The 25,555-nt window shown below is 41.9% G+C and carries 27 protein-coding genes; all 27 read right to left on the bottom strand.

Annotated elements, in window-relative coordinates; genetic code table 11:
• Positions 1 to 30 precede the first annotated feature (30 nt).
• Positions 31 to 609: a TetR/AcrR family transcriptional regulator gene (locus tag GJU87_RS03880; protein WP_153638292.1), complete on the bottom strand. Its 579-nt coding sequence runs from the start codon at positions 607 to 609 to the stop codon at positions 31 to 33.
• A gap of 104 nt (positions 610 to 713) precedes the next feature.
• Positions 714 to 1,292 (bottom strand): NADPH-dependent FMN reductase, encoded by a 579-nt coding sequence (locus GJU87_RS03875; protein WP_153638291.1) that lies wholly within the window; start codon positions 1,290 to 1,292, stop codon positions 714 to 716.
• A gap of 9 nt (positions 1,293 to 1,301) precedes the next feature.
• A complete protein-coding gene (locus tag GJU87_RS21675) occupies positions 1,302 to 1,535 on the bottom strand; it encodes a GDCCVxC domain-containing (seleno)protein (RefSeq protein WP_153638290.1) in 234 nt (77 codons plus the stop codon).
• A gap of 238 nt (positions 1,536 to 1,773) precedes the next feature.
• Positions 1,774 to 2,424 (bottom strand): DUF6448 family protein, encoded by a 651-nt coding sequence (locus GJU87_RS03865; RefSeq protein WP_153638289.1) that lies wholly within the window; start codon positions 2,422 to 2,424, stop codon positions 1,774 to 1,776.
• 173 nt (positions 2,425 to 2,597) lie between these two features.
• Positions 2,598 to 3,725, bottom strand: a complete 1,128-nt coding sequence (locus tag GJU87_RS21670; RefSeq protein ID WP_153638288.1) for an AraC family transcriptional regulator — start codon at positions 3,723 to 3,725, stop codon at positions 2,598 to 2,600.
• Between the two features lie 60 nt (positions 3,726 to 3,785).
• Positions 3,786 to 4,853 carry a DUF3179 domain-containing protein gene (locus tag GJU87_RS03855; protein ID WP_194831431.1) on the bottom strand — a complete coding sequence of 356 codons (1,068 nt, stop codon included), beginning with the start codon at positions 4,851 to 4,853 and terminating at the stop codon, positions 3,786 to 3,788.
• A gap of 223 nt (positions 4,854 to 5,076) precedes the next feature.
• Positions 5,077 to 7,020, bottom strand: a complete 1,944-nt coding sequence (locus GJU87_RS03850; RefSeq protein WP_153638286.1) for a thiamine pyrophosphate-binding protein — start codon at positions 7,018 to 7,020, stop codon at positions 5,077 to 5,079.
• Positions 7,021 to 7,029: 9 nt separating this feature from the next.
• The gene (locus tag GJU87_RS03845; RefSeq protein WP_153638285.1) at positions 7,030 to 7,305 is read right to left on the bottom strand and encodes a hypothetical protein; all 276 of its coding nucleotides are present in this window, start codon (positions 7,303 to 7,305) and stop codon (positions 7,030 to 7,032) included.
• A 118-nt stretch (positions 7,306 to 7,423) separates the two neighbouring features.
• Positions 7,424 to 9,037 carry a glutamate synthase-related protein gene (locus GJU87_RS03840; protein ID WP_153638284.1) on the bottom strand — a complete coding sequence of 538 codons (1,614 nt, stop codon included), beginning with the start codon at positions 9,035 to 9,037 and terminating at the stop codon, positions 7,424 to 7,426.
• Positions 9,038 to 9,146: 109 nt separating this feature from the next.
• A complete protein-coding gene (locus tag GJU87_RS03835; RefSeq protein WP_153638283.1) occupies positions 9,147 to 10,007 on the bottom strand; it encodes a hypothetical protein in 861 nt (286 codons plus the stop codon).
• Between the two features lie 32 nt (positions 10,008 to 10,039).
• The gene (locus tag GJU87_RS03830; RefSeq protein ID WP_153638282.1) at positions 10,040 to 10,465 is read right to left on the bottom strand and encodes a DUF6789 family protein; all 426 of its coding nucleotides are present in this window, start codon (positions 10,463 to 10,465) and stop codon (positions 10,040 to 10,042) included.
• 166 nt (positions 10,466 to 10,631) lie between these two features.
• Positions 10,632 to 11,360 (bottom strand): ABC transporter ATP-binding protein, encoded by a 729-nt coding sequence (locus GJU87_RS03825; protein ID WP_153638281.1) that lies wholly within the window; start codon positions 11,358 to 11,360, stop codon positions 10,632 to 10,634.
• A 3-nt stretch (positions 11,361 to 11,363) separates the two neighbouring features.
• Positions 11,364 to 12,920 carry an ABC transporter permease/substrate-binding protein gene (locus tag GJU87_RS03820; protein ID WP_153638280.1) on the bottom strand — a complete coding sequence of 519 codons (1,557 nt, stop codon included), beginning with the start codon at positions 12,918 to 12,920 and terminating at the stop codon, positions 11,364 to 11,366.
• 42 nt (positions 12,921 to 12,962) lie between these two features.
• Positions 12,963 to 13,925 (bottom strand): L-histidine N(alpha)-methyltransferase, encoded by a 963-nt coding sequence (locus GJU87_RS03815; RefSeq protein ID WP_153638279.1) that lies wholly within the window; start codon positions 13,923 to 13,925, stop codon positions 12,963 to 12,965.
• A 72-nt stretch (positions 13,926 to 13,997) separates the two neighbouring features.
• Positions 13,998 to 15,299 (bottom strand): rhodanese-like domain-containing protein, encoded by a 1,302-nt coding sequence (locus GJU87_RS03810; protein ID WP_153638278.1) that lies wholly within the window; start codon positions 15,297 to 15,299, stop codon positions 13,998 to 14,000.
• A gap of 161 nt (positions 15,300 to 15,460) precedes the next feature.
• Positions 15,461 to 15,745 (bottom strand): DUF427 domain-containing protein, encoded by a 285-nt coding sequence (locus GJU87_RS03805; protein WP_153638277.1) that lies wholly within the window; start codon positions 15,743 to 15,745, stop codon positions 15,461 to 15,463.
• A 13-nt stretch (positions 15,746 to 15,758) separates the two neighbouring features.
• Positions 15,759 to 17,153: an NAD(P)/FAD-dependent oxidoreductase gene (locus GJU87_RS03800; protein WP_153638276.1), complete on the bottom strand. Its 1,395-nt coding sequence runs from the start codon at positions 17,151 to 17,153 to the stop codon at positions 15,759 to 15,761.
• Between the two features lie 11 nt (positions 17,154 to 17,164).
• On the bottom strand, positions 17,165 to 17,776 hold the full coding sequence (locus GJU87_RS03795) for a LysE family transporter (protein WP_153638275.1): 612 nt from the start codon (positions 17,774 to 17,776) through the stop codon (positions 17,165 to 17,167).
• 139 nt (positions 17,777 to 17,915) lie between these two features.
• On the bottom strand, positions 17,916 to 19,670 hold the full coding sequence (gene merA / locus GJU87_RS03790; protein ID WP_228491851.1) for a mercury(II) reductase: 1,755 nt from the start codon (positions 19,668 to 19,670) through the stop codon (positions 17,916 to 17,918).
• Between the two features lie 52 nt (positions 19,671 to 19,722).
• Positions 19,723 to 20,328, bottom strand: coding sequence for a mercuric transport protein MerTP (gene merTP / locus GJU87_RS03785; protein ID WP_153638274.1), 606 nt, complete (start codon positions 20,326 to 20,328; stop codon positions 19,723 to 19,725).
• A 92-nt stretch (positions 20,329 to 20,420) separates the two neighbouring features.
• A complete protein-coding gene (locus GJU87_RS03780; RefSeq protein WP_153638273.1) occupies positions 20,421 to 20,801 on the bottom strand; it encodes a metalloregulator ArsR/SmtB family transcription factor in 381 nt (126 codons plus the stop codon).
• A 92-nt stretch (positions 20,802 to 20,893) separates the two neighbouring features.
• Complete coding sequence (trxA, locus tag GJU87_RS03775) at positions 20,894 to 21,622, bottom strand: thioredoxin (protein WP_153638272.1); 729 nt, start codon at positions 21,620 to 21,622, stop codon at positions 20,894 to 20,896.
• 430 nt (positions 21,623 to 22,052) lie between these two features.
• Positions 22,053 to 22,697, bottom strand: coding sequence for a phosphopantothenoylcysteine decarboxylase (locus GJU87_RS03770; protein WP_153638271.1), 645 nt, complete (start codon positions 22,695 to 22,697; stop codon positions 22,053 to 22,055).
• Between the two features lie 12 nt (positions 22,698 to 22,709).
• On the bottom strand, positions 22,710 to 23,669 hold the full coding sequence (locus GJU87_RS03765) for a DUF6695 family protein (RefSeq protein WP_153638270.1): 960 nt from the start codon (positions 23,667 to 23,669) through the stop codon (positions 22,710 to 22,712).
• Positions 23,666 to 24,391, bottom strand: coding sequence for an NRDE family protein (locus tag GJU87_RS03760; protein ID WP_153638269.1), 726 nt, complete (start codon positions 24,389 to 24,391; stop codon positions 23,666 to 23,668). Before GJU87_RS03760 ends, GJU87_RS03765 begins: the two co-directional genes overlap by 4 nt.
• On the bottom strand, positions 24,379 to 24,885 hold the full coding sequence (locus tag GJU87_RS03755; RefSeq protein ID WP_153638268.1) for a DinB family protein: 507 nt from the start codon (positions 24,883 to 24,885) through the stop codon (positions 24,379 to 24,381). The genes GJU87_RS03760 and GJU87_RS03755 overlap by 13 nt, the downstream gene beginning before the upstream one ends.
• A 93-nt stretch (positions 24,886 to 24,978) precedes the next feature.
• Positions 24,979 to 25,536, bottom strand: coding sequence for a peroxiredoxin-like family protein (locus GJU87_RS03750; RefSeq protein WP_153638267.1), 558 nt, complete (start codon positions 25,534 to 25,536; stop codon positions 24,979 to 24,981).
• Positions 25,537 to 25,555 lie beyond the last annotated feature (19 nt).

The following is a 25,555-nucleotide window of genomic DNA, read 5'->3' as shown; positions in this document are numbered from 1 at the left end:
AAGCACATGCTTAGTAATATGATAAAAAATTTATTTGATTTGCTTTATTGCAACCGCAATAAAATCGGCTAACTGATTTTTATCCATTGTTTTTTTAGCTACTGAAAGACCCTGCATTACTCCTAGAAAAAAGCTGGCTTGCTTCTCTACATCTGTATTAGGTGATACTTCTCCCTTTGAAACAGCATTCAGTAGGACATTTTTTAGCATTTCACGGATAAAGTCGTAATACCTGTTAATTTCAATAGCAATATCTTCATCTTTATTACCTATCTCAGCAGCTGTGTTTACCACAAGACAGCCCCTCGAACTATCATTCTGGTTAACTTTTTGAACTGAATTTTGTAAAAATTGTTCCAGTTCAGCCAACCCTGCATCTTTTTGTAATAAGACCTGAAACCGGTGTTTCTTTACATATTCCCGATAATTTCGAATGGATTCAACAAATAGGTTTTTTTTGTTCTGAAAAGAAGAATAAATTGAAAACTGGTTAATGTTCATTTCCTTTTCCAACATCCTAACCGATGTCGCTTCGTATCCATAATTCCAGAAAACCTGCATAGCACGTCCCAATACAATATCATCGCTATATGATTTATTTCTTGGCATATTCAAATATTAAAACACAAAACTAAGCAATTGCTTAGATATATCCAAATACATTATATATTTCAAAGAAATTATTTTTCCCAGAATTTGTAATTGACAAGGTTTCAATAAGGAACACCTTTATTCCGTTGGTTTGTAAATGCTTGTACGTACCAGAGTAATTCGTCGATGAAACGGTTGGTTGACAATTCGATTCTTTCGTTTTTAGGATTCAGGCGGTCGTCGAACAATTCACCGATTACCGGAAATGGTAACATGGAAGAAATGGCTGGCATTCCCAATTCACCAACAACTACCCTGAGATGGACAGCCGCCCTCACTCCGCCAAATGAACCTGCAGAATAGGAGGCAATTGCAGATGGTTTAAAATAGTACTCCCGTTGAAAATGGTCGAGCATATTTTTTAAGGCTGGAGGTAAACTATGATTGTATTCGCCGGTAACTATCAAAAATCCATCGGATTCACTTAACATTTTTGAGATTTTTTCCATGGATTCCGGCGCTGTTCCAGGTTTGAATTCTTTATACATTTTGTCGAGCAGCGGAAGTTGATATTCCAGCGGGTCGATGAAATTCACTTTGATATTTCTTTCCTGTAGTTTTTGTTCGAGGTACTTTACTGCTTTTATACCTTGTCTGTCGGTGCGCACCGAACCATAAATAATACTGATTGTATGTTCCATATTTCTTTTTTACGAATTGTCGCTGACTCCACTCTTTCCTGACAAAAAATCTTCCTCCTGTTTCGATGGGCATTTTGCAGAACCATAAGAACAGTAAACACAACAATCTCCGGCCTTTGGACGAAAAACGGTTTTGCAGTTTTCGCATTCATAAAAAAACTGGCAGCCATCGGTGGGCATTTCTTCTGTTTTTTGGTAGCCACAATTGGGGCAGGTAAGGGTTGAAAATGGTGTAATTTCCATTATTCTTTTGTATTTAATAATTCCAGACTAATTTATTTTCACGCTGATTTCACTGATTTTCCCAGAATCGTATTCTACGTTTATCTGCGGTAACTGCGGGGAATAATTAAAATGTTTAACTGCCTGAATTTACTCAATTAATATAAATCTCCAAATCAGGGTGAAAAGTAAACCAGGCATAAGTAAAGTAGTAGCCGTTTTTTTAAACCTGACACTCCTGCAAAACCTTTCGATTGAATTATTCCTTATGCCCTTCATGGCCGCCGCCATGCTCCAGTATGTCATGGAGTGCTTCAACCGTATGTGTATAATCAACATAAGCTTCCACAAATGCCCTGCCTTGTTCTTTTGAATTATTTTTTACTTTGTTGAGTTCGGCTACTTTTTCGTATTTTTCACGAACCACTTTATCGATATGGCTATTCAATTTTACCAAAAAATCATCCACATTACTTTCGGCCAGGGCTTTATCGGTCATTTGAATAATTGGTTTGGTGGTTCCGGCCGGTTTTAATCCGGTGTAAGGAGCGCCTTCGGTTTCGCGGTGCAGGCGGACGAGGGTTTCAAAAAAATGCTTTTCAACAATGGCATAGATTTCCTTATCGCCATTTTTCAAACTGTAAGTTTTGCTGAACAAAGGCATGATTTCCTCTTCCTGTTCATCAGTAATCCATTTCAGCACCAAATTGACGTTATTTGTTTCGAGTGCTTTTTGGGCATCTTTAATTACCGGGCCATCATACGAATCGCAATGGGCAGAAGCGGGAAGTGCAGCAAATAACATTAAAAATAAACCAAATACAATCGGGAGCATTGTTTGCAATTTGCTTTTACAGGATTGAAGTCCTTTGAGACTTTCCGTTCTTAATTTAAACTCTTTTCTTTTCATGATAAAAATTTTTAATTGTTTCGAATTGAAATTTCTTAGCCCAAAAGTACAGGAAGATATATCGTTGTGCGACCTACTTTGTAATGTAGTACCCATTTAATAGGATTTTGAAGTCCCATGTTGTACAATGGGACTTTATCGGAAATGCAAATTTGTTGCTGAATAATAATCGTTTAGCGTTTACGCCTGAATTCGCTGGGGGTCAGCCCGGTAAATTTTTTAAAAACCCGGTTAAAAGCTGATTTGGAATTGAACCCGCACTCAAAAGCAATTCCGAGGATGGAATATTTCCTGAATTCAGGATTGGTAATCCTGGCCTTCACTTCATCAACCCGGTATCGGTTGACAAAATCGAAAAAATTACTGCCAATATTTTTATTAATCACCTGTGATAAATGATGCGGCGGAATATTCAGTTCAGCAGCAAGTTGCGGAAGGTTCAAATCAGGGTTTAAAAAAGGTTTTTTTTCAGCCATGTAAAGTGTGAGCCGATTGGCATACTCTTCAGCATCGGTCTCTTTTAGAGTTGAACCCGCATATTTATCATCTGGTTTGCTGCTTGTTACAAAGTGTCTTTCTTCGGAGTTCGTAAAAATCTCATTCTGCTTTAAGCCAAAATAACCAACCAGGATAATAAATACCGACAAGGCCAACGATAAACTGTTGGTGCAAAAATTCCAGGAAAAAAGATGAAAAACATGATGGATAGCTGCTGCAGCCATTAACAGGGTCCATACTGCCCCAAATGCATAAACCAGATTTCGCAACCATTGGAGGTTAATGTTTTCTGCTGAGGAAAAATTGTCAAAAATTTTGATATCCAGTTTTTTGAAAAGTGCAAGGGAAAGCAAAAAGTAAACCGGCCCGGACAGTGCGGTTAATATCAGAAAAAAGTTAAATACTGCTGACGAACCATGTTCCCCCACAGGGTGGTCCAGTCGGATTTTCCCGGCCCAGCTGGGGAAAAAAGAAACGACAATCAGGAATAAGTTGAATAATACAAAAGGCGTCAGGTGTAAAAAATCAGCAGGTTTAATCCTGTACGATTCAGTTACCAGTGCCCGGATATACCCGTACAGGAATGGCCCGTGCAATAATAACAAAGAGATAAATGCAGCCGATAAAAGCGGATAACCGGTAAACAACCAGGACGCCGACAAACCGTAGGTACCAGTATAAAATCCCAAATACAACAACCAGTAAATCAAAATTTTGTCGTGAAGCGCCTTATTTTTTTTCTGAACGAGCAATACCGTATAAAACAAGGCATTAAAGGCCGCAATAAAAAAAATGTATTTCATTTGCCTGAATTCTTAACTCTTGGTTAGGCAAAAATAGCTAATTATCTGCTGGAATCTATTTTACTTATAAATCTCCGTTTCAGGGTGAAAAGCAAACCACGCAAATGCAAAGTGATTGCCATGTGGCAACGGACGAAGTTCCTTTCCCTTCAATTTCCCTGCAATACATTTTCCTGTAATGCTCCAAACCGAGTTGGTTTCCTTATCAACAAAGCCCTTTTTTGTTTTATTGAAGGTGAGCAGTTTATCATCCAAACGCGGGTCAAAAACGGTAACAGAACCAATTTGTTTCGATTGGGCAATATTGTTTTCATCGAGTACCGATACTGTTTTTTCGGTATGAAAAAATACCACCGCCTGCCCCTCAAAATTGTCGTTTATTGCTCCTTTTTTGCTGATTTCTGAAAGAGGGTAAATTTTGTATTTTCCATCAACTTCAATATCGATTACCCGTTCCATTGCCGGAAGCCTGTCGTCAACCTCTCCATTAAACAAGCGGGGTTGTTTGTTTTCAAGGTTATCGTAGCTGATGTATGGATTGGTTCCGTATTTCCGGGAAATTCCTGTTTCAGTTGAAAGTACAAGTCCGTTGGGGTAGCTTTCAAAAAACTCGGCAATCGAAATGAGCATTGATGGAATAATTTCCAGTTGAGCGCCGGTTAATTCGCCCACCAGCGCTTCGCCCAAAAACTGCTGCCACCAGCTTTCGGTTTGGCGGTCCCACATTACCAGGTCGCTGTTGCGCAACATCCCTGAAACGCCAAAATCGAGAAGGTATTTTTTCCCTTCGAATTCAAGCCGCCGGTCGAAAACCAGGGCCGCGTTACACAGCGGACAATACGTAGCTGAAAACGAAACCCCGTACAATTCATCATTAACAATCTCGTGGTACATCAACACGCTGAGCGGGTAGGCTTTTGCTTGGCCGTTTATTTCGACAGCAATTACCGGCTCATGTTCAAAATAGGTTTCCTGTGCTCTTTCTTTTTCCCAAAATTTTGGGGAATCAATGGGCGGAATACCATCGGGTTTCATCAACGCAGTAAATTCATTAAGCGGCGCAGAATGTTTTGTGGTATCGGTTTTCCAGTTGAGCTCGATGTTTCGAGGGTTGTTTTGTGCACTCATAAAAAACGGGATTGAAATTAGGAACAAAGTGAATGTTTTCATTTTCATAGTTGTGACATTTTAATTTTTCCTTCGCGTCTTTGTGCCTTCGCGTGAACCTTATTCTCTCGCAAAGCCGCTAAGTCGCAAAGTTGTTTGTTTCTATCTCCCGCAGATTTCGCTAATTGTCGCAGATTTTTTTTCTGCGTTCATCTGCGCCATCTTCGGGAAATAATTCTTTGTTTTAGACCAATGCGACGTCTGTTATAATTTCCAATAATGCAGTTCCATCGTGGTGTAGCACATTTTTCATGGTCTTTTCCAACTCTTCTTTTTGCGTCACACGGATTCCCAAAGCCCCGCAACTATTCGCGAATTCAGAAAAATTGGGATTGTGCAGTCCGGTTGCAAACACATCAAAATGCCCGGCGCGTTGTTCTTTGGAGATTTTCCCAAGTTCGTTATTATTCAGTAAAATGAGCTTGATATCCATTCCATATTTTACCGAAGTGGTGAGTTCGGCCATGTACTGCGCAAACCCGCCATCGCCGGCCACTGCAACAATCTGCCGCTTGCCCCGTGTGGCTGCCCATGCCCCTAATGTGGCGGGAAAGGCAAAACCGATTGAGCCAAGGTAACCGGACATTAAAAAGCTTTGATTCCTGCTTTCAAAATATCTGCCGAGAGAATAGGCATTGTTACCAACATCAACACAAACCACTGCATCGGTGTCGATAAGCTTTGATAATTTATCGAAAACAGCAATGGAACTTATTCCTTTTCCACGGTCTTCGAGTAAACGTTTTTGTTTTTCTTCGCGCCAGATTTTCCAGCGTTTGGTAAGTTCGGGTCGTTGGTCAACTTTACTCAAATTACTTTCGAGCCTTTCCTTCATTAAGGAAACGGTTACCGAAATTTCGCCCCAAACCGGTGCGTCTATTTTATGAAATTTACTCAAAGCCATCGGGTCAAAATCAACCTGAATGGTTGGCTTTTTAGGTGTTATGCCGGTGTGGTTACTGAACGAAGCGCCCAAAACGATGAGCAAATCGCTTTCATTCATCATCCATGAAGCCACGGGCGTACCGCTTCTTCCCAGCACTCCGGCGGCCAGCGGATGGTTATCGGGAATTAACCCTTTCCCTTTAAACGTAGTCAATACCGGAGAGTTGAGCTTTTCAGCAAAACTGATAATCGCGTCCATATCGAAACGTGCGCCGTGCCCTACAATAATGACCGGACGTTTTGCATTTTCAATCAGGGTGATTGCCTTTTTGATACTTTCTTCCGGAGGTGTTATTTTTAGCGAACTGATGCGGCCCTCAGGGGTTTGAGCTTTCTCAGCGCCTGCCGGTATTTCCTGTACTTCATCCGGAAAAGTAAGGTGCGAAACATCTCTTTTCAGAATGGCATGTTTAAGAGCAAGGGTCATTAATTCAGCGTGTTTGCTGTTATTCTGAACCCGGTGGTTAAATTCGGCCACGGTTTGAAAAGCCCGCACCAAATCCACTTCCTGAAAATTTCCTGTTCCCACAACCTGTGTTGCCACTTGTCCGGTAAGGGCGAGTATTGGGGCACGGTCAACTTTGGCGTCCCACAAGCCGGTGAACATGTTGGTTGCGCCCGGCCCTGCAATGGAAAAACAAGCTGGCGGCTTTCCGGTCAGTTTGCCATATGCGCTGGCCGCAAAAGCGCCTGCTCCTTCGTGCCGGATACCGATAAATTTCAGTCCGCCCTTTTCTTCCTGTCTTCGCAGGGCATCTGCCAATCCAAGGTTGGAGTGCCCTACCATTCCAAAAACAGTGTCAACACCCCAGTTTACCATTGTTTCAGCCATAATGTCCGAAACCGTTGTTTCGTGAGGTTTTTCTTCAGGCACTCCCACATAAATTCCATCTGCCCGTTCTTCCACCATATAGGCTTCAACACCATCGTCGTAGCCCGGAACTTTGCCCGTGCAGGGATGATAATCCCACCCATGCCAGGGACAGCGCAGAATACCGTTTTCAATACTGCCTTCACCAAGCGGTCCTCCCTGGTGCGGACAACGATTGTCGAGTGCACAAATTTTTCCATCGAAATGCGACAAGGCAATTTGTTTGTGCCCGGCATTTACCGTCATTACACGGTTATCAGCCAGCTCGTTTTTACTTTCGAGAACTTTGTGCCAAATAATTGTTTTACTCATTCCTGAAATTTATTGGTCATTTATAATTGTTCTGCATGTCGGACATTCCATTCCGCTATTCCCTTTTATCAGTTTAATCCCGGTAAGGTTTGAAACCATAAAATCCTGAATAAAAGCGTAGTTCGCCTGATGATTATTTACATCAATTTGTTTGTCAACGTACAATTCACGGATTTGGTTGTCGAATTCCTGATGTCCCCAGCAATTGGGGCAAAGTCCTTCTGGTGTTTTTCCTTTGGTTTCTTGCGCAGGTTGTTTAAAGAATTTAATGAGTTTTTCAATCATAATCTTGTTTTTTTTTCTCCCGCTGATTACGCTGATTTACGCTGATTTTTATTTTTGGTGTACTTATTATTTCTGCGTTTATCTGCGCCATCTGCGGGAAACATTTATTGTTTTAAACCTACAATAATATTCCTGCATATTCAATTCCTGTTAAATGGTGCATGTCGTGGTTAAAGGTGACCAAATCTTCGCGGTTAAATTTATTGAAATCATCGTATCCACAAGCCCGGGAAACTACTTTCATCAGTTCTGTCACTGATATCAGAAAACTACTTAATTGCTTTGCAGAATTTTCAATAATTATTCGTTGCCTAAGGTTTTCTTTTTGGGTTGCTACTCCAACAGGGCAATTGTTGGTATGGCAGGCCCGCATTCCCAAACAGCCAATCGCCTGTAATGCAGAATTGGAAATGGCCACTGCATCAGCACCCAACATCAGGGCTTTGGCAAAATCTTCAGCGGTACGCAATCCGCCTGTAATAATAAGCGTAATATTTTTTGCATCCACTTTATCGAGGTGCTTTCTGGCCCTGGCTAAAGCAGGGATTGTTGGGACATTAATATTATCACGTAGTATTTTTGGAGCTGCCCCGGTTCCTCCCCCACGACCATCGAGAATAATATATTCGGCTCCGGCTTCGAGGGCAAAATCAATATCTTGTTCAATGTGGCTTGCCGCGATTTTAAAACCTACCGGAATGCCCCCGGTTTGTTTCCTGACTTCGTTGGCAAAATCAGCAAAATCCTTTGCCGTGAATAAATCAGGAAAAGCAGCAGGACTAATAGCCGGTTCGCCTTCTTTCAAGCCCCTGACTTCAGCAATTTCACGAGTCACTTTATTTCCCGGCAGGTGTCCGCCAGTCCCGGTTTTTGCGCCTTGTCCACCTTTAAAATGGAATGCCTGTGCTTTTTTAACTTTATCCCAGCTAAACCCGAATTTACCGGATGCAAGTTCATAAAAATAGCGGGAGTTGTTTTCCTGTTCTTCGGGTAACATTCCCCCTTCGCCACTGCAAATTCCTGTTCCGGCCATTTCAGCTCCCTTCGACAAGGCGATTTTAGCCTCCCTTGAAAGGGCACCAAAACTCATGTCGGAAATAAATAGTGGAATATTAAGCACCAAAGGTTTTTTTGCATTTTTACCAATGGTTACTTTTGTATTTACCGGAACTTCGTCGGTTAAAGGGCGGCGGGCCAATTGCGCCGGTAAAAACTGAATATCTTCCCATTTGGGCAGCGTATTTCTGTCAACACCCATTGAGGCTGAAAAACCATGATGGCCAATGTTTTTCAACCCGTTTTTTGCCAGTTCTTTTATATAACCGGTATAAGGTTCGGTACTTTCGGGGTGGGTATCGGCATAAATTCCCTGGTATTTTTCGCGGTTAAAAGGTTGTGGGTATTTTTCCAGAAAAGATTCAATTTCAGTTTCATCTATCCAAACAAAATCCTCTTCAATTTTCGAGTTGAATTTATGAAGAACTTCTTTGTTGTTGTATTCCGAAACCCCGGTATCAAGGCGGTAATCCCAGCCATGCAGCCCGCAAATCAGGTTATTACCTTCTACATGTCCATCAGCCATCAAAGCGCCCCGGTGCAGGCAACGGCCATATAATACCGAAACTTTTTCATCGTAACGTACTATAACCAGGTCGAGTTCTTTTACTACGAAATGGACTGGTTGACGGTCTTTCAATTCAGAAAAAGGAATGAGTATTACTGGTTTTTTCATGTTATATGTTTTTCGCCCGCAGATTTCGCGGATTTGCGCTGATTATTATTTTTTGAGTTCATTTTATTCTGCGTTCATCTGCACCATCAGCGGGAGACATTTGGATGTATTATTTCAATTTTTTAATCAAAGTATCTATACCCGTTCTAAAAAAATCTTTCACCAAACGGTACTGCCCTTCGGCTGATTCTTTTTGTATAATTTCTGAAGTAGCGAGAACTGACCCGTTCCAGCCTGGCATCATCCATTTCCCGGCAGGTAGATTCGAAGGATTATTTGCGATTTCAACCGGATTTTCCGACCAGAAACTGATATAGAAGTATGGTTCAGAAACCATACTGTCGGGAATTGCCCAGCCCATCCCGATGGTTTTTGATGCAGAACCTTTTGCATTCCGGGCAAGTGTGGCAAATGTTCCGGTGTCGAAATGATGCGGCCAGATACGTACCGGTTCAACATCTGTGAATCCGGCGGCAAGTTCATTGATTATCAATCGTGCATTATTCCGGTAGCGAATGTTTTCGGATATTGCATCATCACTTCCAATTGCAAAATATTTACCTTCTTTTAAAGCATCGGTTGACAATTGGTAAGGTTGCTCTGTTTTTAGGCCAGAAATATCAATCCCGGAATTTTGAAGTTTGGTTTTAAACTCCTGAAATGCATCGCCAAATGATTTCCCATCCAGCGGGATTTCAGCCTGAGCATGCTGGTTTTTATCGAGAATTTGTATCGTAAGGTTTCTTAGTTTTACTGCTACCGACCATCCATCGGGGTGCTGATTACCCAAAAGTATTTCCTTTTCCGGAAGATACTGCATGTTAATGTTGCTTCCATCGGGCTTTTTGGGAATAAGATACCTGCCTGCCAGCGCAACAAATTGGGCAGCAAGGTGCTGCTGCCGCAAGTTGTTTTCAATTTCGTGGATAAAGTCAGCCGTTAATTGCTGCCATTTGTTTTTAACTTCCATAAAATAAATACTTTATTTTTCCCCTTAACTTTTTATTTTTCAGCTACAAACAAGGCTGCTACCACACCAAAGACCAGATGTCCGACTATGCTGCCAATGGCAATCAAAGCCATATTGCCTTCAGGTGCCGGAATTTCTCCAAACATGGCGCCCATAACTGCCATCGCTATTTGTGCGAAGACAAATGCTGCGATACCAAAAATAATTCCCTTGAGAACTTTTCCTTTGACTTTCTTAAGGATTGGCAACAGCAAAAAGACATACATCAGGGTAAAAATAATTCCAATCATGAAATGCATAACCCATCCAATAGAAACTGGGACACCCATCATTCCCGAAAGCATTTCTGCTGGGTTCATTTTAGGCATACCCATCATGGGAGCTACAAACATAATCAGACTCATAGCTGCAGTTCCGATAACTCCACCGATAACCGCTTGTGTAATTTTTGTCTTCATAAAAGTTGTTTTAAATGTTAATGATAAAAGGTTGTTTATTACAAAAAATTCAAGATACGAAATAACCGTCGTTAATCATTTCTTTTCCTGACAAATAAAGGTCGAAAACATATCCATACTATGATTTTAAAACTGATATGCTTAACAAAGTCTGTATAAGGAATTATTATTCTATTGCAAATTCTTTAACCCAATCGTTAACCGGTTTTTCCCTTATGATTTCCGGCGAATTAAACTGCACAATCCTTCCTTCGTTCATTATTGTTACAAAATCGCCCAAAGTGAATGCCTCTTTTAAGTCGTGTGTGACCATTACAAAGGTAATTCCCAGTTTTTTGTGCATTTCTTTGAGTTCGTTTTGCAGGGTTCTCTGGGTAATGTTGTCGAGGGCGCCAAAAGGTTCGTCCATCAGGATAATTTCGGGATTGGCGGCCAGCGCACGGGCAACGCCGGCTCTCTGCTGTTGTCCGCCACTTAGTTCTGCCGGATAAGACGACAGTTGCCTGTCGTCAAAACTCATTATTTCAGCCAACGAATTTACCCGTTTATCAATGCTTACAGCGTCATCACCTGAGATTGAAAGAACAAATCCAATATTTTGCTTAATCGTTAAATGCGGGAAAAGCCCTCCCTGTTGAATGGCATAACCAATATTGCGCCTGAGCTGAATTTTGTCCCAGTCAGCTAAATTCTTTCCCAGAACCCTTATTTGACCTGAATCCGCATCTGCCATTCCATTTATTAACCTGAGGAGCGTGGTTTTACCGCAACCGCTGGGCCCGATTATGGTAACAAATGAACCTTTGGGTATCGCCAGTGAAACATCACGCAAGACAGGTGCCCCAGCATTGTATGATTTCGTTACATTTTGTATGTCAATGATTATTTCCGCCATTCACTAATTTATTAACCCGTTTGCTTTTAAAAAGGTTAGTGCAACCTCACCGGGCGATTTTTTCTCAATTTCAACTTCATAATTCATTTGAAGCATGGCTGTATCATTAATCAGCCCTTCCAAACGTGAGAAAAGTCCGTTCAATTCCGGATATTTTTGTTGCGTTTCGTTTCTAATCACAATACCAGCCTGATAGGCAGGAAAAAATAGCTTGTCATCTTTCAATACTCTTAGTTTCATTTGCCGGATACGTGAATCCGTTGAAAAAGCATTAATTACATCCACCGTGTGGTTCTCAAGTGCCTGAAATTTCAGGTTCACATCAAGTTCTACTTTATTTTTAAAGTTGAATGGATAAATTTTATTCAATCCGATAAATCCGTCTTCGCGTTCGAAAAAATCGAATTCAGCGCCAAAAATGAAACTATTGCTTTGGTGCGCCAGTTCAGAAAAAGTATTGATATTTTTATTTTGTGCCACGGCTTCCGGAAGCGCCAGGGTAAACGTATTGTTAAAACCCAAGCGACAAACCCAGTCAAAATTGAATTGTTTCGCATATTCCGCTTTTAAAGCCGAGAACAAACTGTCAGGATGATTGATTTGTGGTTTTTTCAGAACAAATAACCATGCAGTTCCGGTGTATTCGGGATAAATATCTATTTCTCCTTTCAACATGGCCGGATGAATATTGGAAGTTCCACCGCCTATGCCAAATTTGCGGACGACCTGAATATCCGTTTTGTTTTCAATAAGTTGCGAAATGATTTCGCCTAAAATATATTGCTCGGCAGTGGGTTTTGTGGCAACAACAATTTTTTTGCCGGAGGAGTTACCTGGTTTTGACAGGAGCATGAAAATGAACAATAACGCAAAAATTCCCAATCCGAAATATTTCAGAAAACGACTTTTTTTATTCTGTTTTTTCGCTTTTGTTTTCAGTGATTTTTCGATTGCCCCGATTCCTAAATCGGCAGCCAGCGCCAGCAAAGCAACGGCGATTGAGCCTACCAGAATGAGCGAAGAATTATTGGTATTGATGCCCCGGTAAATGGCCTGGCCCAAACCTCCGGCGCCAATAAATGAGGCCAGTCCGGCGAGGGCGATTGTCATAACCACCATGGTACGAAACCCACTCAAAATGGTTGGGAAAGCCAGCGGCCATCGGATGCGTGAAAAAATCTGCCAGGGTGTGGCTCCCATTCCTTTTGCAGCATCGAGCAAAAGAGGGTCAACCTCGTTCAATCCGGTGTAAGTATTTCGGATAACCGGCAACAAGCCATAAATTATGAGTACGACCAGCGCGTTGCCATACCCAATACCAATAAGTGGTATAAAAAGCCCGAACATGGCTATGGATGGGATGGTATATAAAAAATTGACAGTTCCTAATATGGGGCTCCTGAATTTTGGTTTATACAAAATTCCAATCCCGGTTGCAAGCCCAATTCCGGTAATAATAACAATAGCGGCAAGGCTTAACAGAATATGCTGAATAAGCAACTCATACAAGTATTCGTGCCTTTCCTGAACTGTTTTTATTATTTCGGATAAAATGGACATTCTTTTTTTATTGCTCTGCCAGATTCATTTTCCAGGTTAATATTAATCCTTAATCCACAACGAATCCACAAAATAATTGCGCTTGTCGGTGAAATTCTGTACAACTTTAAATCCGCTTTCTTCTGCCAGCTTTTCAATGGCTGACAGGTCGAATTTCCGGGAACGCTCCATAAAAATGGTTTCCCATTGCCTGAAATAGAAATCCTGTTCAATGGCTCCGACATGCACTTTTTGTTCCGTTTTCGAAACCAGGTAACTTTTTACATCACCGGTTTTTGGGTCGTAAATGGTGTGCTGTTCAAATTGTGTGATATCAAAATCTGAATCCAGTTCCCGGTTCAGGCGAACCAGGTGGTTTAGGTTAAACCGCCGTGTGTGCCCATGCGGGTCGTTGTATGCATCCATGATTATTTTTGGCGATTTTTTCAGGTCGAAACCTATCAGCACCTTGTCTCCGGAATTTGTATATGCCGAAAGCTGATTTAGAAACGCATCTGTTTCTTTATCTGAAAAATTCCCAATGTTCGACCCAAGGAAAAGAATGATTTTTGGGATGGAAGCATGACCGTTCAGGTTTTTCAGTTTACGGAAATAATCTCCTGTTTTTGCTTCCACCAGTAAAGCGGGCAATTCGGTTTTCAGGCTTTCAACCAGCTCGTTGTTTGCTTTGGCGCTAATGTCAACGGGTGTATATTGAAAATTGACACCCTTTTCGACCATGTGCTTTAGCAGGATTTTGGTTTTCAATCCGTCGCCGGAACCCAATTCCACAAGGTTAAACAGTTTGTTGCCTGGGCAAATAGCAAGTGTAATTTCCTCTTTTTGACTTAAAAATATCTCGTGTTCGCAATCGGTGAGGTAATATTCAGGCATATTCATAATGTCTTGAAAAATAGCGCTGCCTGCATCGTCATAAAAATATTTCGACAACAGGTATTTTGGGTTTGAGGAAAGCCCTTTTAAAGTATCTGCTGCAATATCAGTTATAAGCGTCTGTTGTTCCATGATTTAATTATTTTGTCTCGCAAAGGCGCAGAGACGCAAAGTTTTTTTTTAAATTTCTTTATTCTTGGCGACTTAGCGGCTTGGCGTGAGGTTTTTCTCCGGCACTCCTGTTTCAAAAGGATTTTCCGGGTCGTTGCTCCATTCAAACCATCCACCATCGTAAACTGAAACGTTGGGCCAGCCCATCAGCCAGGCATTAAACCAGGCTTCGGAACCCCGCCAACCAGTTCCGCAGTAAAAAGCCAGATGCTTATCAGGTGTAATTCCATTTTTTTGCCATATTTCGTCAATTTCGTGAAACTCGCGCGTTGTGTGGTCCACGTTGCGGTAGTTTTCCATGTGGTAGGCATCGCTGCCACAATCCGCAAACACGGCACCGGGAATCCGGCCTTTGGCCTCGATATAATTGTACCCGCTAACTTCACCAATGTATTCGGGCCAGCTACGCACGCAAACCAACTCTGCATGCGATGAAGCCAGCATTTGTTTTGCTTCGGGCGTATCTACAGCAAGCTGAGGTTTTGCGGGTATTTTTACGCCAAAATCAGCCACCGGTTTTTTAGGTTCATCAGTAGTTACCGTTTCAAAACCGGCATCGTGCCACGACTGGAACCCACCATTCAATACCCGAACATCTTTAACGCCTGCATACAACATAATAAATGCATTGCGAATGGCACCAATATCACCGGCAGCGCTTCCCGGAAAATCGTCATCATTATCAGGGTCCATATATTTTCCGTATAAAACAACCGTTGTGTCGGCAGTAATTCCGTGTTCTTCCAATGCTTTTTTAAGTTCTTCAGGCGAACGCCGGTTCCAGGTTTCCGGGGCTTCAAGTGCAAGTGTGTCCATATCAATTGCACCAGGAATATGTCCGCTTAAATACGCGTCACGGTTGCGGTAATGCGAATGAATAACCACATAGTTATCATTGTCATATTCTGCCGGTTTTCCTCCTGAAATCAATTCATTTAACCAATTGGCAGAAACCAGATGCCTGTTACGTTCCAGTTTTTCCATTGGGAAACCAGGGTTGGTAGCCCATTCATTTACAAATTGATTATAAACCGATACGTTTTGATAACCTGATTTTTCAAACCGCTCAGCTACTTTTTGGGTTTCTTCCGACGAATACCCGTAAACAATGATTTCGTGTTCCGGAAGTATTTCTTTGCGGCGGACAATTTCTATCCAATCAATGTATTTTAACCATTTAGCCGGAAGACTTTTTGCTCCGGCAATGTGGCCGCCACGCTTTTCGTTTTTCAACTGCCAGCCGTTGTATGCTTCCACTGGGCGGGCATCTACAATTTTTAATTCATTTGTATTTAACAATCGCAATACTTCTGCTGTTGTTTTTTCAATAACCATAAAAAATGACTTCTATTAAAGTTGTTAAACTTAGTTTGTTTCTCCCGCTGATTTTCGCTGAACTCTTTTTTTAATTTTCTTTATCAGCGTTTATCTGCGCCATCTGCGGGCTATCGTTTTCTTTGTTTCTCCCGCTGATTTCGCTGATTTGCGCGGAAAGTTTACTTCTCCACTATTTCAACACCTTTCCAAAAGGCAACCCGGTTGGTTATACTTTTTGCAAGACCTGAAGGAGTTGGATAATACCAAACTGCATCGGGATTGGTTTTTCCATCCACCACCAAATCGTAATACGAAGCGGTTCCTTTCCAGTGGCAAACGGTGTGTGTTTCGCTGTCTTTTAAAAACTCTTTATTTACTGAGTCAACCGGGAAATATGCATTCCCTTCGACGTTGACAATGTCGTTACTTTCGGCAATTACTTTGCCGTTCCAGATAGCTTTCATAATAATGTTAATTTTAATTTGTTCGTAATTTACTAATTAATTGCCGGGTATCAGGAATTTTTATTCCTTCATTCTCTGAGTCATCCGTTATTACAAAGTTTTTTATTCCTTCGTTATATTTCTTCTGTTCTGGTTTAATCAGAAGCCGCAGCGACTGGTCGTAGGTAAAATAATTCCACGACCAGTTGAGGAATACAAACATGCGGTTTTTTACGCCCATGATGGTAAACAGATGCACAAAACTCCAAAGTACCCAGGCTACAAAGCCCCTCAGTTTAAAACCGGGGAGGTCGGCCACAGCTCGGTTTCGGCCTACTGTTGCCAACGAACCTTTGTTGATGTATTCAAACTTTTTCAATGGTTTTCCGGTTGCCAAACGTTTCAGGTTTTTGGCTAACAACCCGGCCTGTTGAATGGCAGTTTGCGCCACCTGCGGATGTCCGTTGGGATATTTGGGCGTTTCCATTATACAAAGGTCGCCCAGAGCAAAAATACTATCGAACCCTTTTACACAGTTTTCGCGGTCCACCAAAACCCGGCCTCCGCGGCCCAGACTATCCTTTGGCAAGCCGTTCAATACATTCGGCTTTATACCGGCAGCCCAGATGAGTGTTTTTGTATCGAACGAAGTGCCATCAGACAAAGTGGCTGTTGTTCCGTCGTATTCGGTTACCCTGATATTGGTGTGTACTTCAACCCCCATTTTTTCGAGGTATGTCCGCGACAGTTTCGACGAATGTGCCGACAAAGCAGCCAGCAAATTGGACGAACCTTCATATAAAACAATTCGCATTTTTTCCAAATCGATTTCAGGATAATCTTTCGGAAAGATATATTTTTTCATTTCGGCCAGTGCCCCGGCAAGTTCCACACCGGTTGGGCCACCACCAACAATTGCAATATTCAGGTATTTCTCCATTTTATCAGGCGAATCCTGGAGCAACGCTTTTTCAAAATTTTCGAGAATGGTGTTACGGATTAAAATCGCATCGGATGCTGATTTCATGGCAAGGGCATTTTGTTCTATTTCAGCCTGCCCGAAAAAGTTGGTGTCAGCGCCGGTTGCCAACACCAGAAAATCGTATTTCAAAAAACCGATATTGGTTGAAATTTCCTGTTCTTCTGGAAAAATCTGTTGCACCTCGGCTAAACGGTAATGAATGTTTTCCTCTTTTTGCAACACTTTCCGCAACGGAAAAGAAATGGCGCTGGGTTCGAGCCCAGCAGTAGCCACCTGGTACAGCAGCGGTTGAAACTGGTGGTAGTTGTTTTTATCTAACAAAACCAATTGATAATGTTGACAAAGCGATTTCTGAATAAACTTTAATCCGGCAAATCCGCCGCCGACTACAACCACGCGTTTTTTTGCAGTTTCAGGAATATTGGGTATATAATTTTTCTGTGACATATTTTAAGAATTTAAATTTTAATGAGTTGAATGATTGAAACCATTATCAGAACAATGCCAATAATGCGGTTTGTATTGGCCGAAAATTTTTCGGCGTGGATTGCCACTTTTGTAGCAAGGAAGGCATAACCTTTTAAAACGCCCATTTTTGCCAGCCAAACTCCGGACAGAAATAACAAAACCTCCGGAAATGTTGCTGGTAACCATTGCTTTGCAGAAAGCACGGTGGCAGCAAGCAGCCAAAAAAGCAACACTTGAATGCTAACAATATTTAGCAGAACACCTTTCATAAAACCGAATGATTTTTGCGTCTCTTTCCTGATTTTTTCCTTGTTTGTTTTGAACCAGAAAAAAAGGCCTGAAACCAGCAAAACAGCAAAAACGAAATACCGCACTACCGGGTTTCCTTCGAAAAATGGTGATAATTTTGCCCCTGCCAAAAGCGAAGCGAGTGCAAAAAAAACTTCAACAACCGAGGCGCCCTGGGCAATTTGTATTGCGCTGCGTGTATCGTTTTTCAGGGCCAAATCCAAAACCGAAAGGTTAACCAGCCCCAGTGGCACGGCGCCAATTGTTGTGGCCAGCGCGCCAAAAAGAAGAAATAATATGTATTGTGAAATCATAACGTTTTAATTTTATCTGATAGTCGTAAAAAATCCTGAAACCTGACAGGCAACGGAATTTATTCTGCCGGAAACTGCGCAGATTACAGGATTTAAGTTTTTCGAGTCAATCTAAAAAAGAAAACAGCCGTAATGGAGTTTAACTCGCGCAACAACTCAACTTCGAAATATCTTTTCCAAAGGTGATGGCGGCAAGTTTAATGCCTTCGCTTAAAGTTAGGTAAGGATAAAAACTTTCGGATAATTCTTTAACGGTGATTCCAAATTTAATGGCCATACTCAATTGCTGAATGAGTTCGCCACCCTCGGGGGCAACCACTCTTGCACCGATTAATTTGTCGGTTTCGGTATTGCGGATGAGTTTGATAAACCCTCGCATGTCGTTGGCGGCAATGGCACGCGGAACATCTTTCAGTTCCAGTTTTGAAACCTCAAACGGAATGTTTCGGGCTTTGGCTTCCGCTTCGTCCATTCCGGTGCCGGCCACCTGCGGGTCGGTAAAAACTACCCAAGGTAGCGACGAATAATCTGCCCGACTGTCGACTCCTGTAAAGGCGTTTTCAACGGCAATTCTCCCTTCGAAAGCAGCGGTGTAAACGAAGGCCGGGGTGTTGGACACATCGCCTGCAGCGTAAATATGGCGCAGGTTGGTTTCCATTTTGTCGTTGACCAGGATGTGCCCATTTGGGTCGAGTTTGAGACCGATATTTTCCAATCCCAATTTATCGGTATTGGGTTTTGTTCCGGTGGCAACTACAATTTTTTCAGCTTCAAACTGTTTTTGTTCGCCATGTTTTTCGGCTTTTACCTTTATCCTCGCGTTTTCTTCAGTAACGGATGTAAACGATAATCCGGTTTGAATATTCAGGCCTTCGCGGCGCAGGTGCTTCAGCAACTCATCAGAAATATCGGGCGTAAGTTTAGAAAGTACAAACGGCGAGCGCTGCAACAGGGTAACTTTTGTTCCCAGGCGGTGATAAGCCTGGGCAATTTCAAGCGCAATGTACCCGCCACCCAGCACAATCATTGTTTCGGGCTTCTTTTCCAAATCGAACAACGAAACATTGGTCAGGTAAGGCACATCTTTAAGCCCTTCAATGGAAGGCTCCAAGGTTGTAGCCCCGGTGGCAATCAGGAATTTTAATCCTTTAAAGAGCCCACCCCCGGCCCCTCCCAAAGTGAGGGGAGTGACCTCGATAGTTTTTTCATCTACAAATCTGGCCCAGCCTTCCACCATTTTCAAGTTTTTGAAATCGCTCACCACGTCCATGTATTTTTTTTGCTGAAGGGTTGCAACCAGTTTTTTCTTTCCCTGAATAACCTGTGCAAAATCAATGTCAGCGCCGCGTGGTTTTATTCCCTGAAAATTGGAATGGCTGGCATGAAAAGCGGTTTCGCCTGCACGGATTAAATTTTTGGAAGGAACGCAACCTACATTTACACAGGTTCCACCAAAATCCAAGCCGGCATTCACCATCAATGTAGTTAATCCTAAGCTCTCAGCTTTTATAGCTGCCGAAAATGCAGCCGAACCCCCGCCAATAATAATTAAATCGAAGAGCCCATCCCCGGCCCCTCCTCCAGAAGGGATTGGAGTTTCTGCATCCCTCCGGGATTCATTATGAATGATACTTGTGGGCTGACTTTCAGTTGCAGCATGACTATTTTCACTGCTGGTAATTTCTCCCGCCACTTTATAGTGGCCGGTGCTGTCGATGATGGCCGTGATTTCCTCTTTGCTGATTTTTTCGGGGTCGTACTCAAACTTGCCGGTACCCGAAGGATAACTGATATCATTAGCGATGATTCCTTCATTCCCCGAAAACTTTTTGGCTATGGTTTGCGCGCAGTGGTCGCAGGTCATGCCTTTGATTTTGAATTCTGTAAATTTCATACTATTTGTTTTTAAATGTTTTAGCAAATGCTTAAATAATGCTTCAAAAAAATTATTTAACCTCTTTTCCTGCAACTTGATAGCCGGTTGCGTTGATGGATTGAACGATTTCATCCTCCGAGGTTTTCGAGGGGTCGAATTTTATTTCAGCTGTGCCCGTTTTGTAATCGGCTTCGGCTTTGGTAACCCCGTTGAGTTCCTGCGCGGCATGGGCAACGTGGAGGTTGCACGATTCGCAGGTCATTCCTTCAACTTTCAGGTCGAGGGTAATGAGCCCGGTTGCATCCACAGTTGTCGGTTGCTTTTGGTTATCGGGATAGAAAACGTTGGAATAATAGGGAAAGGCCATCATCAGGAATGCCAACACGCTTGCGATTCCCAGAAACTTTTTAGTCTGTATAAACGGGGGTTTCTCCTCTGTTTCGCAGTCGCACTGGATTTCTTCTGCGGTTCGGGGTTTTAATTTTTGGTACCAGGCAAATGCCAGGACTAAAACAGTAATCCCAATTAAATATGGCCTGAAAGGTTCCATCCACGAAAATGCGGATGCCATTCCGCCAACGCCTGAAATAAGCGCCAAAACTGGTGTGATACAGCATAACGATGCAGCGATTGCCGTGAGCACTCCCACTCCGGCAAATTTGTTTGTTGTTTTCATCTGTTTATAATTGTTTGTTTTTAATGGTAACAGATGGAACTCCCATGATTATAATCATTTGCATTTTTGTGAAAGCCTTTCTCATGGTCGTTTCATACACTAACTTTATTTGAATTATTGTTGATGATGTGTTTGAATAAGGGTTGAAGAAGCGCGGTTTGTTCAGGTTTGAGCGAATAAAAAATGGTCTGCCCTGAGCGTCTGGCTTCAACTACATTTCCATCCTTCATTTTACGAAGGTGCTGCGATACGGCCGGAATACTCATTCCCAGAATATCCGAGAGGTCGCAAGGGCAAAGTTCGCCTTCCTCTTCCAGGAGAAATAGGATTTTCAACCGGACTTCGTTGCCGGCGAGGGCCAGCAGGTTGCTCAGTTCGGCTAACGTTTTTTGCGATGATTGCAATTTTTCCCGGCAATGGTTGATTTGCACGCTGTCGGCAAATACCCTTATACATGTTTGATTATTATCCATGATTTGTATGTTTTTTATTTACAGACAGGTTTCATTGAAATTGTTTTCTTATTTAAGCAAATACTTAAATATTGTTTTAAAAAAAGGGATTGTTATAAACCCTTAATGTTTTGTTGAAAAGCTTTTTCCAATTCGTCGCGTGCGGTAAGCCCGTTTTTGGTGTACACCGGTTTGCCGTTGTTGTACAGCGCCAGGTAAGGCACACTCTGGATTTTCATCTCTTTCACCAGTTTTTTGCTGGCATCCACGTTTACCTTTACGACGGTAATTTTGCCATGGTATTTTGTTTTCAGTTCTTCAACCATCGGCATCATGGTGCGGCAGGGCCCACACCAGGGTGCATAAAAATCAACAAACACGGGTTTTCCCGATTCGATAAACCGCGCCAGTTCTTCGTATTCCATTTTATTTTCGGTGTCGGGTTTTGCATCAGGGTCAACCGCTACCGGCAGGTTTTGCAATTCCCAGTCCATAATCCCGTGTTCAAGGTTATACACGTTTTTGTACCCGTTTTCAGACAAAATTTTAGCGGCTTTTTCGCTGCGCCAGCCGGTATTGCAGTACAAATAAATGGGTTCTTCTTTAGGGAGCATCAACAATTTTTTCCGAAAGTCGAGCGCGTAATAATTGAGTTGGCCTGAGTTGGCAATGTGCCCGTTTTTAAACTCGTTTTGAGTACGAACATCGAGCAACACACCGCCCGGCTTTTTTATCAGTTGTTCGAATTGTGCCGGGTTTACCTGTTTATAACCTGCATTTTGCGCAGTAACAGAAAAAAAAGATAAAATGGAAATTGCCATAATGAATACTATTTTTATCATGATTGTTATTTTTTAAGTTGTTTGGTGGAGTAGTCGTTTGAAAGTCAAATTCCTGACAATTAAGAATAAATTGTTTTTGCTTAAGGCCAATTTGCCGAAGCTATACCGATATTTGTAGCAACGGCAATTTAAGAAAGACAAGTGGTAAATCAAAAAGAGAAAATCTGTGTAAAACTATAATGAGTAGCCTTTAATAATTGAATTCGAGTGCCGGTACTGGAAACATACCTTTTAGGTTGCTTTTATCTGCAATTGGTGAAAGTGTAAAGGTGAAAGGCGATAATTCTGGAAGAGTTGTTTGTTTCTGAATGAACTGACATTATTTAATGGCGCTGGTGCGCTGATGTGAGCAACACTATAAAATTCAATTTAAAAGCAGCTATCCGGTTGGGATTTCCGGACCTGACAAACTACTGTTAGGGAACTTTTTTTATAATAAAGATTTGATTTTATCCACAATATCTTTTGCGACTTCACTTTTCGATTTTAAAGGATAATCCTTAATATTTTGCCCGTTTATGAGAATAGAAACTTTATTGGTATCATATCCAAATCCTTCACCATGGTTTGGGCTGTTAATTACAATCATATCAAATCCTTTTTTTGTTAGCTTTTCTTGTGCGTTCTCAATTACATTATCAGTTTCAAGGGCAAAACCAACTGATATTTGATGTGGCATCTTAATCTTACCAAACTCTGCTGCAATATCAGGATTCTTAACAAATTCAACTGTAGCAATATTTCCATCTTTTTTAATTTTGGAATTGGCCTGATGTTTTGGCCTGTAATCTGCAACGGCAGCTGTAAAAATGGCTATATCAACGTCGCTGAAATGTTTTTGACACTCTTCGTACATTTCCAACGCCGTGGTTATTTTTTTTATATTTCTGTCTGGAACTTTTGGCTGGATATTAACAGGTCCGCAAACAATAATCAATTCAGCATTTTCCTTATGCAATTCTTCAGCAATGGCAAATCCCATTTTTCCACTCGATTCGTTGGTAATAAACCGGACAGGGTCTAAATATTCCCTTGTCGGCCCGACAGTTAGTAATATTTTTTTTCCTTTCAGCATACCCTGTAAAAATTAAAGTGTACGGTTAAACCTAAATTCCGAGCCATTCAAATTGAGTGAAACCGTTTTGCAATCACTTGGATAAGCAACTTTATATGATTTTTTGTTTTTCAAAACCTTGATTGCATCTTTATTTTCAAACAAACCTGCACATTCAATAGCTCCAAAAACCGAATATCGGGTAACTTTCAATAAGTGATTTTCAAAGTCAATCGTAAACCAAGAGCCTGCTCCTTCACCTGCCAGCCACTGTGAAGTTGCTGGTATTCCGGCAGCACGGACAGGTTCTTTTAGTGTGCTTTTTAATTTGCTTTTATCAGTAATTGGAGATGGCGCAAAAGTAAATGGCAACAGTTTTGGAAGCATCGTTTTATTTGGAAACGAATTTACATTGTTCATGGGAGTTGGCGTGAGCGGCACCAAAAAATTCAGTTTAAAAGCTGATTTCCAGTCGGGATTTCCTGCACGGAGAACAGTGTTTACAAACCGCGAACAGTTGCTCCCTTTGTATCGGAACGGCCCGTAACGGATGGGGCTGATTTGCTGCATCTGCGAAGCTTTACCGAATGCTTTTTCAAAGTTGATGCGACTATAGGAAGCATGGATATTTCCTTCGCCGTGACATTCTACATTCTGCTGCAATTCAGTTAAAATTTCTTCGAAATTCAAAATCTGTTCTTTGTCCGCTGAAATTTTAGCAACGGTTTTCATTTTTAGTCCGTCATCGGTCATCTCACTACGGACACGGCCATGCTGAAACGGGGTGTGGTAGCGGCCAAAATCGAAATAATTGCATTTGCCGGTTTTATCATCAATCAAAACCAGCGCTGCATGGCCTACCTTGTAATAATGGTGTTTGCTGATACCAATCCGGTTAATAAACCCGTCGTACCAGGCGCCCGATTGTTTGCACCAGGTTTCGGGCCAGGCAATGGCAATGGCAAATCCGGTATGTTTTTTCTGAAAAGTCATATTGAAATGGCTGTATTTACATGGTTGTGCAAATCGAAATAACTCATCCTGAATTTTCCGTTTTCGGGAATTACCTGGGTGATGCTAACGGTTTTTAAACCCCCTTCGCGCTCCATTACCGTATTAATTGAATTGTCACTTGTATGTTTACCGGAGTGAAAACCCAAAATACTTTCGGGCGAAATATTACCGTTTACATTCTTTAAAAAACGGCCGAACCACTGTTTTCGCAGGTTGCGGTGTTCTTCGCTGTAAAGTGTAACCGACGACCAGATTTGCGGTTCCCCGGGATTAAGTTCTTTAAAATGTTTCTTGTTGCCGTCCCAGATAAATTCACTGAAATGGGTGATTTTATTATTCGACGTTTCCACCGTAACAATCGTGAAAGGCTCAACATTCATCAAATTTTTGTTTTCATAAAAATCGACAGGCGAAAGGGAAGAAGATGCCAGTTCAACGAGAATATTTCCGCGGCTTTGCGTGTAATGCGGTTTCTTTTCGTGGGCCACAAAAGCGCCGTTAAGCAGACAACACAACCTTCCATTGTTGTTGGCTGCTATCCACGAACCACCGGCTTTTTCATCTTTCGGAAAACCTGTTTTTGTTTCACCGAGCTCATATATTTGTGGCGCAATGGTTGGCCTGAACGCTTTTTCGTCGCGGTTCGAGGTAAGCACAAAACTGCTCCCGTTAGCATTTGGTATGTAACTTACTGTGCACATTGGTTTTTGCGGTAACGAATGGTTGAATAAGCCACGCCAAAATCTTCGTCGGTTAAAGCCGACAAACCCAGGCCAATGAGGCCGGCTTTGATGATTGCCTGATGGTGGATGCTGTGCTCGATGCAATAGGCAAGCTCGCGGCCCACCGAACTGGCCGTGAAATTATCGTGCGAGCCGTCGGTGGTAAAATCGCCTTCAAATTTTACAGTCTGCCCTAAATCGAGTGTATCGATTCCTTTTAACAACCGGTCGATTGTTTCGAGGGCGATGAGCGGATTTTCTTCAATTTGTTTGTCACGCTGGCGTTTGTCGTAACTGATTATACCAGAAAACGAGCCGGAAACCAACAGCAGGTAAAACTCCAGAATGTGCCGGATGTGCTGCCCGACGGACGAGCCGGAAAGTATTTCCGAATTTTGCGTGTATTGTTCTTTACTGATGAGTTGAAGCATTCCGCTCAACTGAATCAGATTTTCTTTTGCCACTTTTTTCATTTCTTATTACTATTAAGGTTGTTTTTTTGATTTTTATGAATAGACGAAAGTTTTGTCCAATCCTGACAAAATCAATTGCCGGAAATACTTTTTTTAAGGAATATTTTTAACAATATCATCCACTTTCGACCGCTTTTTATAATCCGGGTCGAAATGGCGCCAGATAATTTTACTGTCTGTTCCAATTATGAAAGTTGCCGGAATGGGCAATTGTTCGCTGTCGTCGGAATGGGCATTTTTCATATCAGCTTTCAGGATTTTATTGTAAACGGTTCGTTCAAATTTTGTAGGCCTGAATGCCACATCAAAAGCTTCAGCAATTTTATAATCTTCATCAAAGAGAAGCGAAAACGAAGCCTTGGTTTTATCGGCAGTACGTTTCAGAAATTCCGATTTCTCGGGGGAAATTGCTATAACGCTGGCGCCTTTCTCATAAATTTTATCCAGGTTTTGCTCCAGTGTTTTCAGGTGTTTGTTACAAAACGGGCACCACTGTCCGCGGTAAAAAATGACCACTACCGGCCCCTTTTTTAAGGCTTCGCTGAGTGTGAAAACGTTATCGTTCAGGTCAACTGCCGAAAAATCTTTTACTGTTTCGCCTGGCTGCAATCCTTTTGCTTCCTTAATCTTTTTAAATTGAATCTTTTCCATTTTTTCAAATATTTAAAAA

The organism is Prolixibacter sp. NT017 (assembly GCF_009617875.1).
Lineage (GTDB): Bacteria > Bacteroidota > Bacteroidia > Bacteroidales > Prolixibacteraceae > Prolixibacter.
Note: the sequence above shows the minus strand (reverse complement) of the source record. Positions and strands in the feature narration are given on the sequence as shown.

Coding starts and splice junctions, on each gene's coding strand:
- GJU87_RS03880 (WP_153638292.1), bottom strand. CDS start 609: ATGCCAAGAAATAAATCATATAGCGATGATATTGTATTGGGACGTGCT.
- GJU87_RS03875 (WP_153638291.1), bottom strand. CDS start 1,292: ATGGAACATACAATCAGTATTATTTATGGTTCGGTGCGCACCGACAGA.
- GJU87_RS21675 (WP_153638290.1), bottom strand. CDS start 1,535: ATGGAAATTACACCATTTTCAACCCTTACCTGCCCCAATTGTGGCTAC.
- GJU87_RS03865 (WP_153638289.1), bottom strand. CDS start 2,424: ATGAAAAGAAAAGAGTTTAAATTAAGAACGGAAAGTCTCAAAGGACTT.
- GJU87_RS21670 (WP_153638288.1), bottom strand. CDS start 3,725: ATGAAATACATTTTTTTTATTGCGGCCTTTAATGCCTTGTTTTATACG.
- GJU87_RS03855 (WP_194831431.1), bottom strand. CDS start 4,853: ATGAGTGCACAAAACAACCCTCGAAACATCGAGCTCAACTGGAAAACC.
- GJU87_RS03850 (WP_153638286.1), bottom strand. CDS start 7,020: ATGAGTAAAACAATTATTTGGCACAAAGTTCTCGAAAGTAAAAACGAG.
- GJU87_RS03845 (WP_153638285.1), bottom strand. CDS start 7,305: ATGATTGAAAAACTCATTAAATTCTTTAAACAACCTGCGCAAGAAACC.
- GJU87_RS03840 (WP_153638284.1), bottom strand. CDS start 9,037: ATGAAAAAACCAGTAATACTCATTCCTTTTTCTGAATTGAAAGACCGT.
- GJU87_RS03835 (WP_153638283.1), bottom strand. CDS start 10,007: ATGGAAGTTAAAAACAAATGGCAGCAATTAACGGCTGACTTTATCCAC.
- GJU87_RS03830 (WP_153638282.1), bottom strand. CDS start 10,465: ATGAAGACAAAAATTACACAAGCGGTTATCGGTGGAGTTATCGGAACT.
- GJU87_RS03825 (WP_153638281.1), bottom strand. CDS start 11,360: ATGGCGGAAATAATCATTGACATACAAAATGTAACGAAATCATACAAT.
- GJU87_RS03820 (WP_153638280.1), bottom strand. CDS start 12,920: ATGTCCATTTTATCCGAAATAATAAAAACAGTTCAGGAAAGGCACGAA.
- GJU87_RS03815 (WP_153638279.1), bottom strand. CDS start 13,925: ATGGAACAACAGACGCTTATAACTGATATTGCAGCAGATACTTTAAAA.
- GJU87_RS03810 (WP_153638278.1), bottom strand. CDS start 15,299: ATGGTTATTGAAAAAACAACAGCAGAAGTATTGCGATTGTTAAATACA.
- GJU87_RS03805 (WP_153638277.1), bottom strand. CDS start 15,745: ATGAAAGCTATCTGGAACGGCAAAGTAATTGCCGAAAGTAACGACATT.
- GJU87_RS03800 (WP_153638276.1), bottom strand. CDS start 17,153: ATGTCACAGAAAAATTATATACCCAATATTCCTGAAACTGCAAAAAAA.
- GJU87_RS03795 (WP_153638275.1), bottom strand. CDS start 17,776: ATGATTTCACAATACATATTATTTCTTCTTTTTGGCGCGCTGGCCACA.
- merA (WP_228491851.1), bottom strand. CDS start 19,670: ATGAAATTTACAGAATTCAAAATCAAAGGCATGACCTGCGACCACTGC.
- merTP (WP_153638274.1), bottom strand. CDS start 20,328: ATGAAAACAACAAACAAATTTGCCGGAGTGGGAGTGCTCACGGCAATC.
- GJU87_RS03780 (WP_153638273.1), bottom strand. CDS start 20,801: ATGGATAATAATCAAACATGTATAAGGGTATTTGCCGACAGCGTGCAA.
- trxA (WP_153638272.1), bottom strand. CDS start 21,622: ATGATAAAAATAGTATTCATTATGGCAATTTCCATTTTATCTTTTTTT.
- GJU87_RS03770 (WP_153638271.1), bottom strand. CDS start 22,697: ATGCTGAAAGGAAAAAAAATATTACTAACTGTCGGGCCGACAAGGGAA.
- GJU87_RS03765 (WP_153638270.1), bottom strand. CDS start 23,669: ATGACTTTTCAGAAAAAACATACCGGATTTGCCATTGCCATTGCCTGG.
- GJU87_RS03760 (WP_153638269.1), bottom strand. CDS start 24,391: ATGTGCACAGTAAGTTACATACCAAATGCTAACGGGAGCAGTTTTGTG.
- GJU87_RS03755 (WP_153638268.1), bottom strand. CDS start 24,885: ATGAAAAAAGTGGCAAAAGAAAATCTGATTCAGTTGAGCGGAATGCTT.
- GJU87_RS03750 (WP_153638267.1), bottom strand. CDS start 25,536: ATGGAAAAGATTCAATTTAAAAAGATTAAGGAAGCAAAAGGATTGCAG.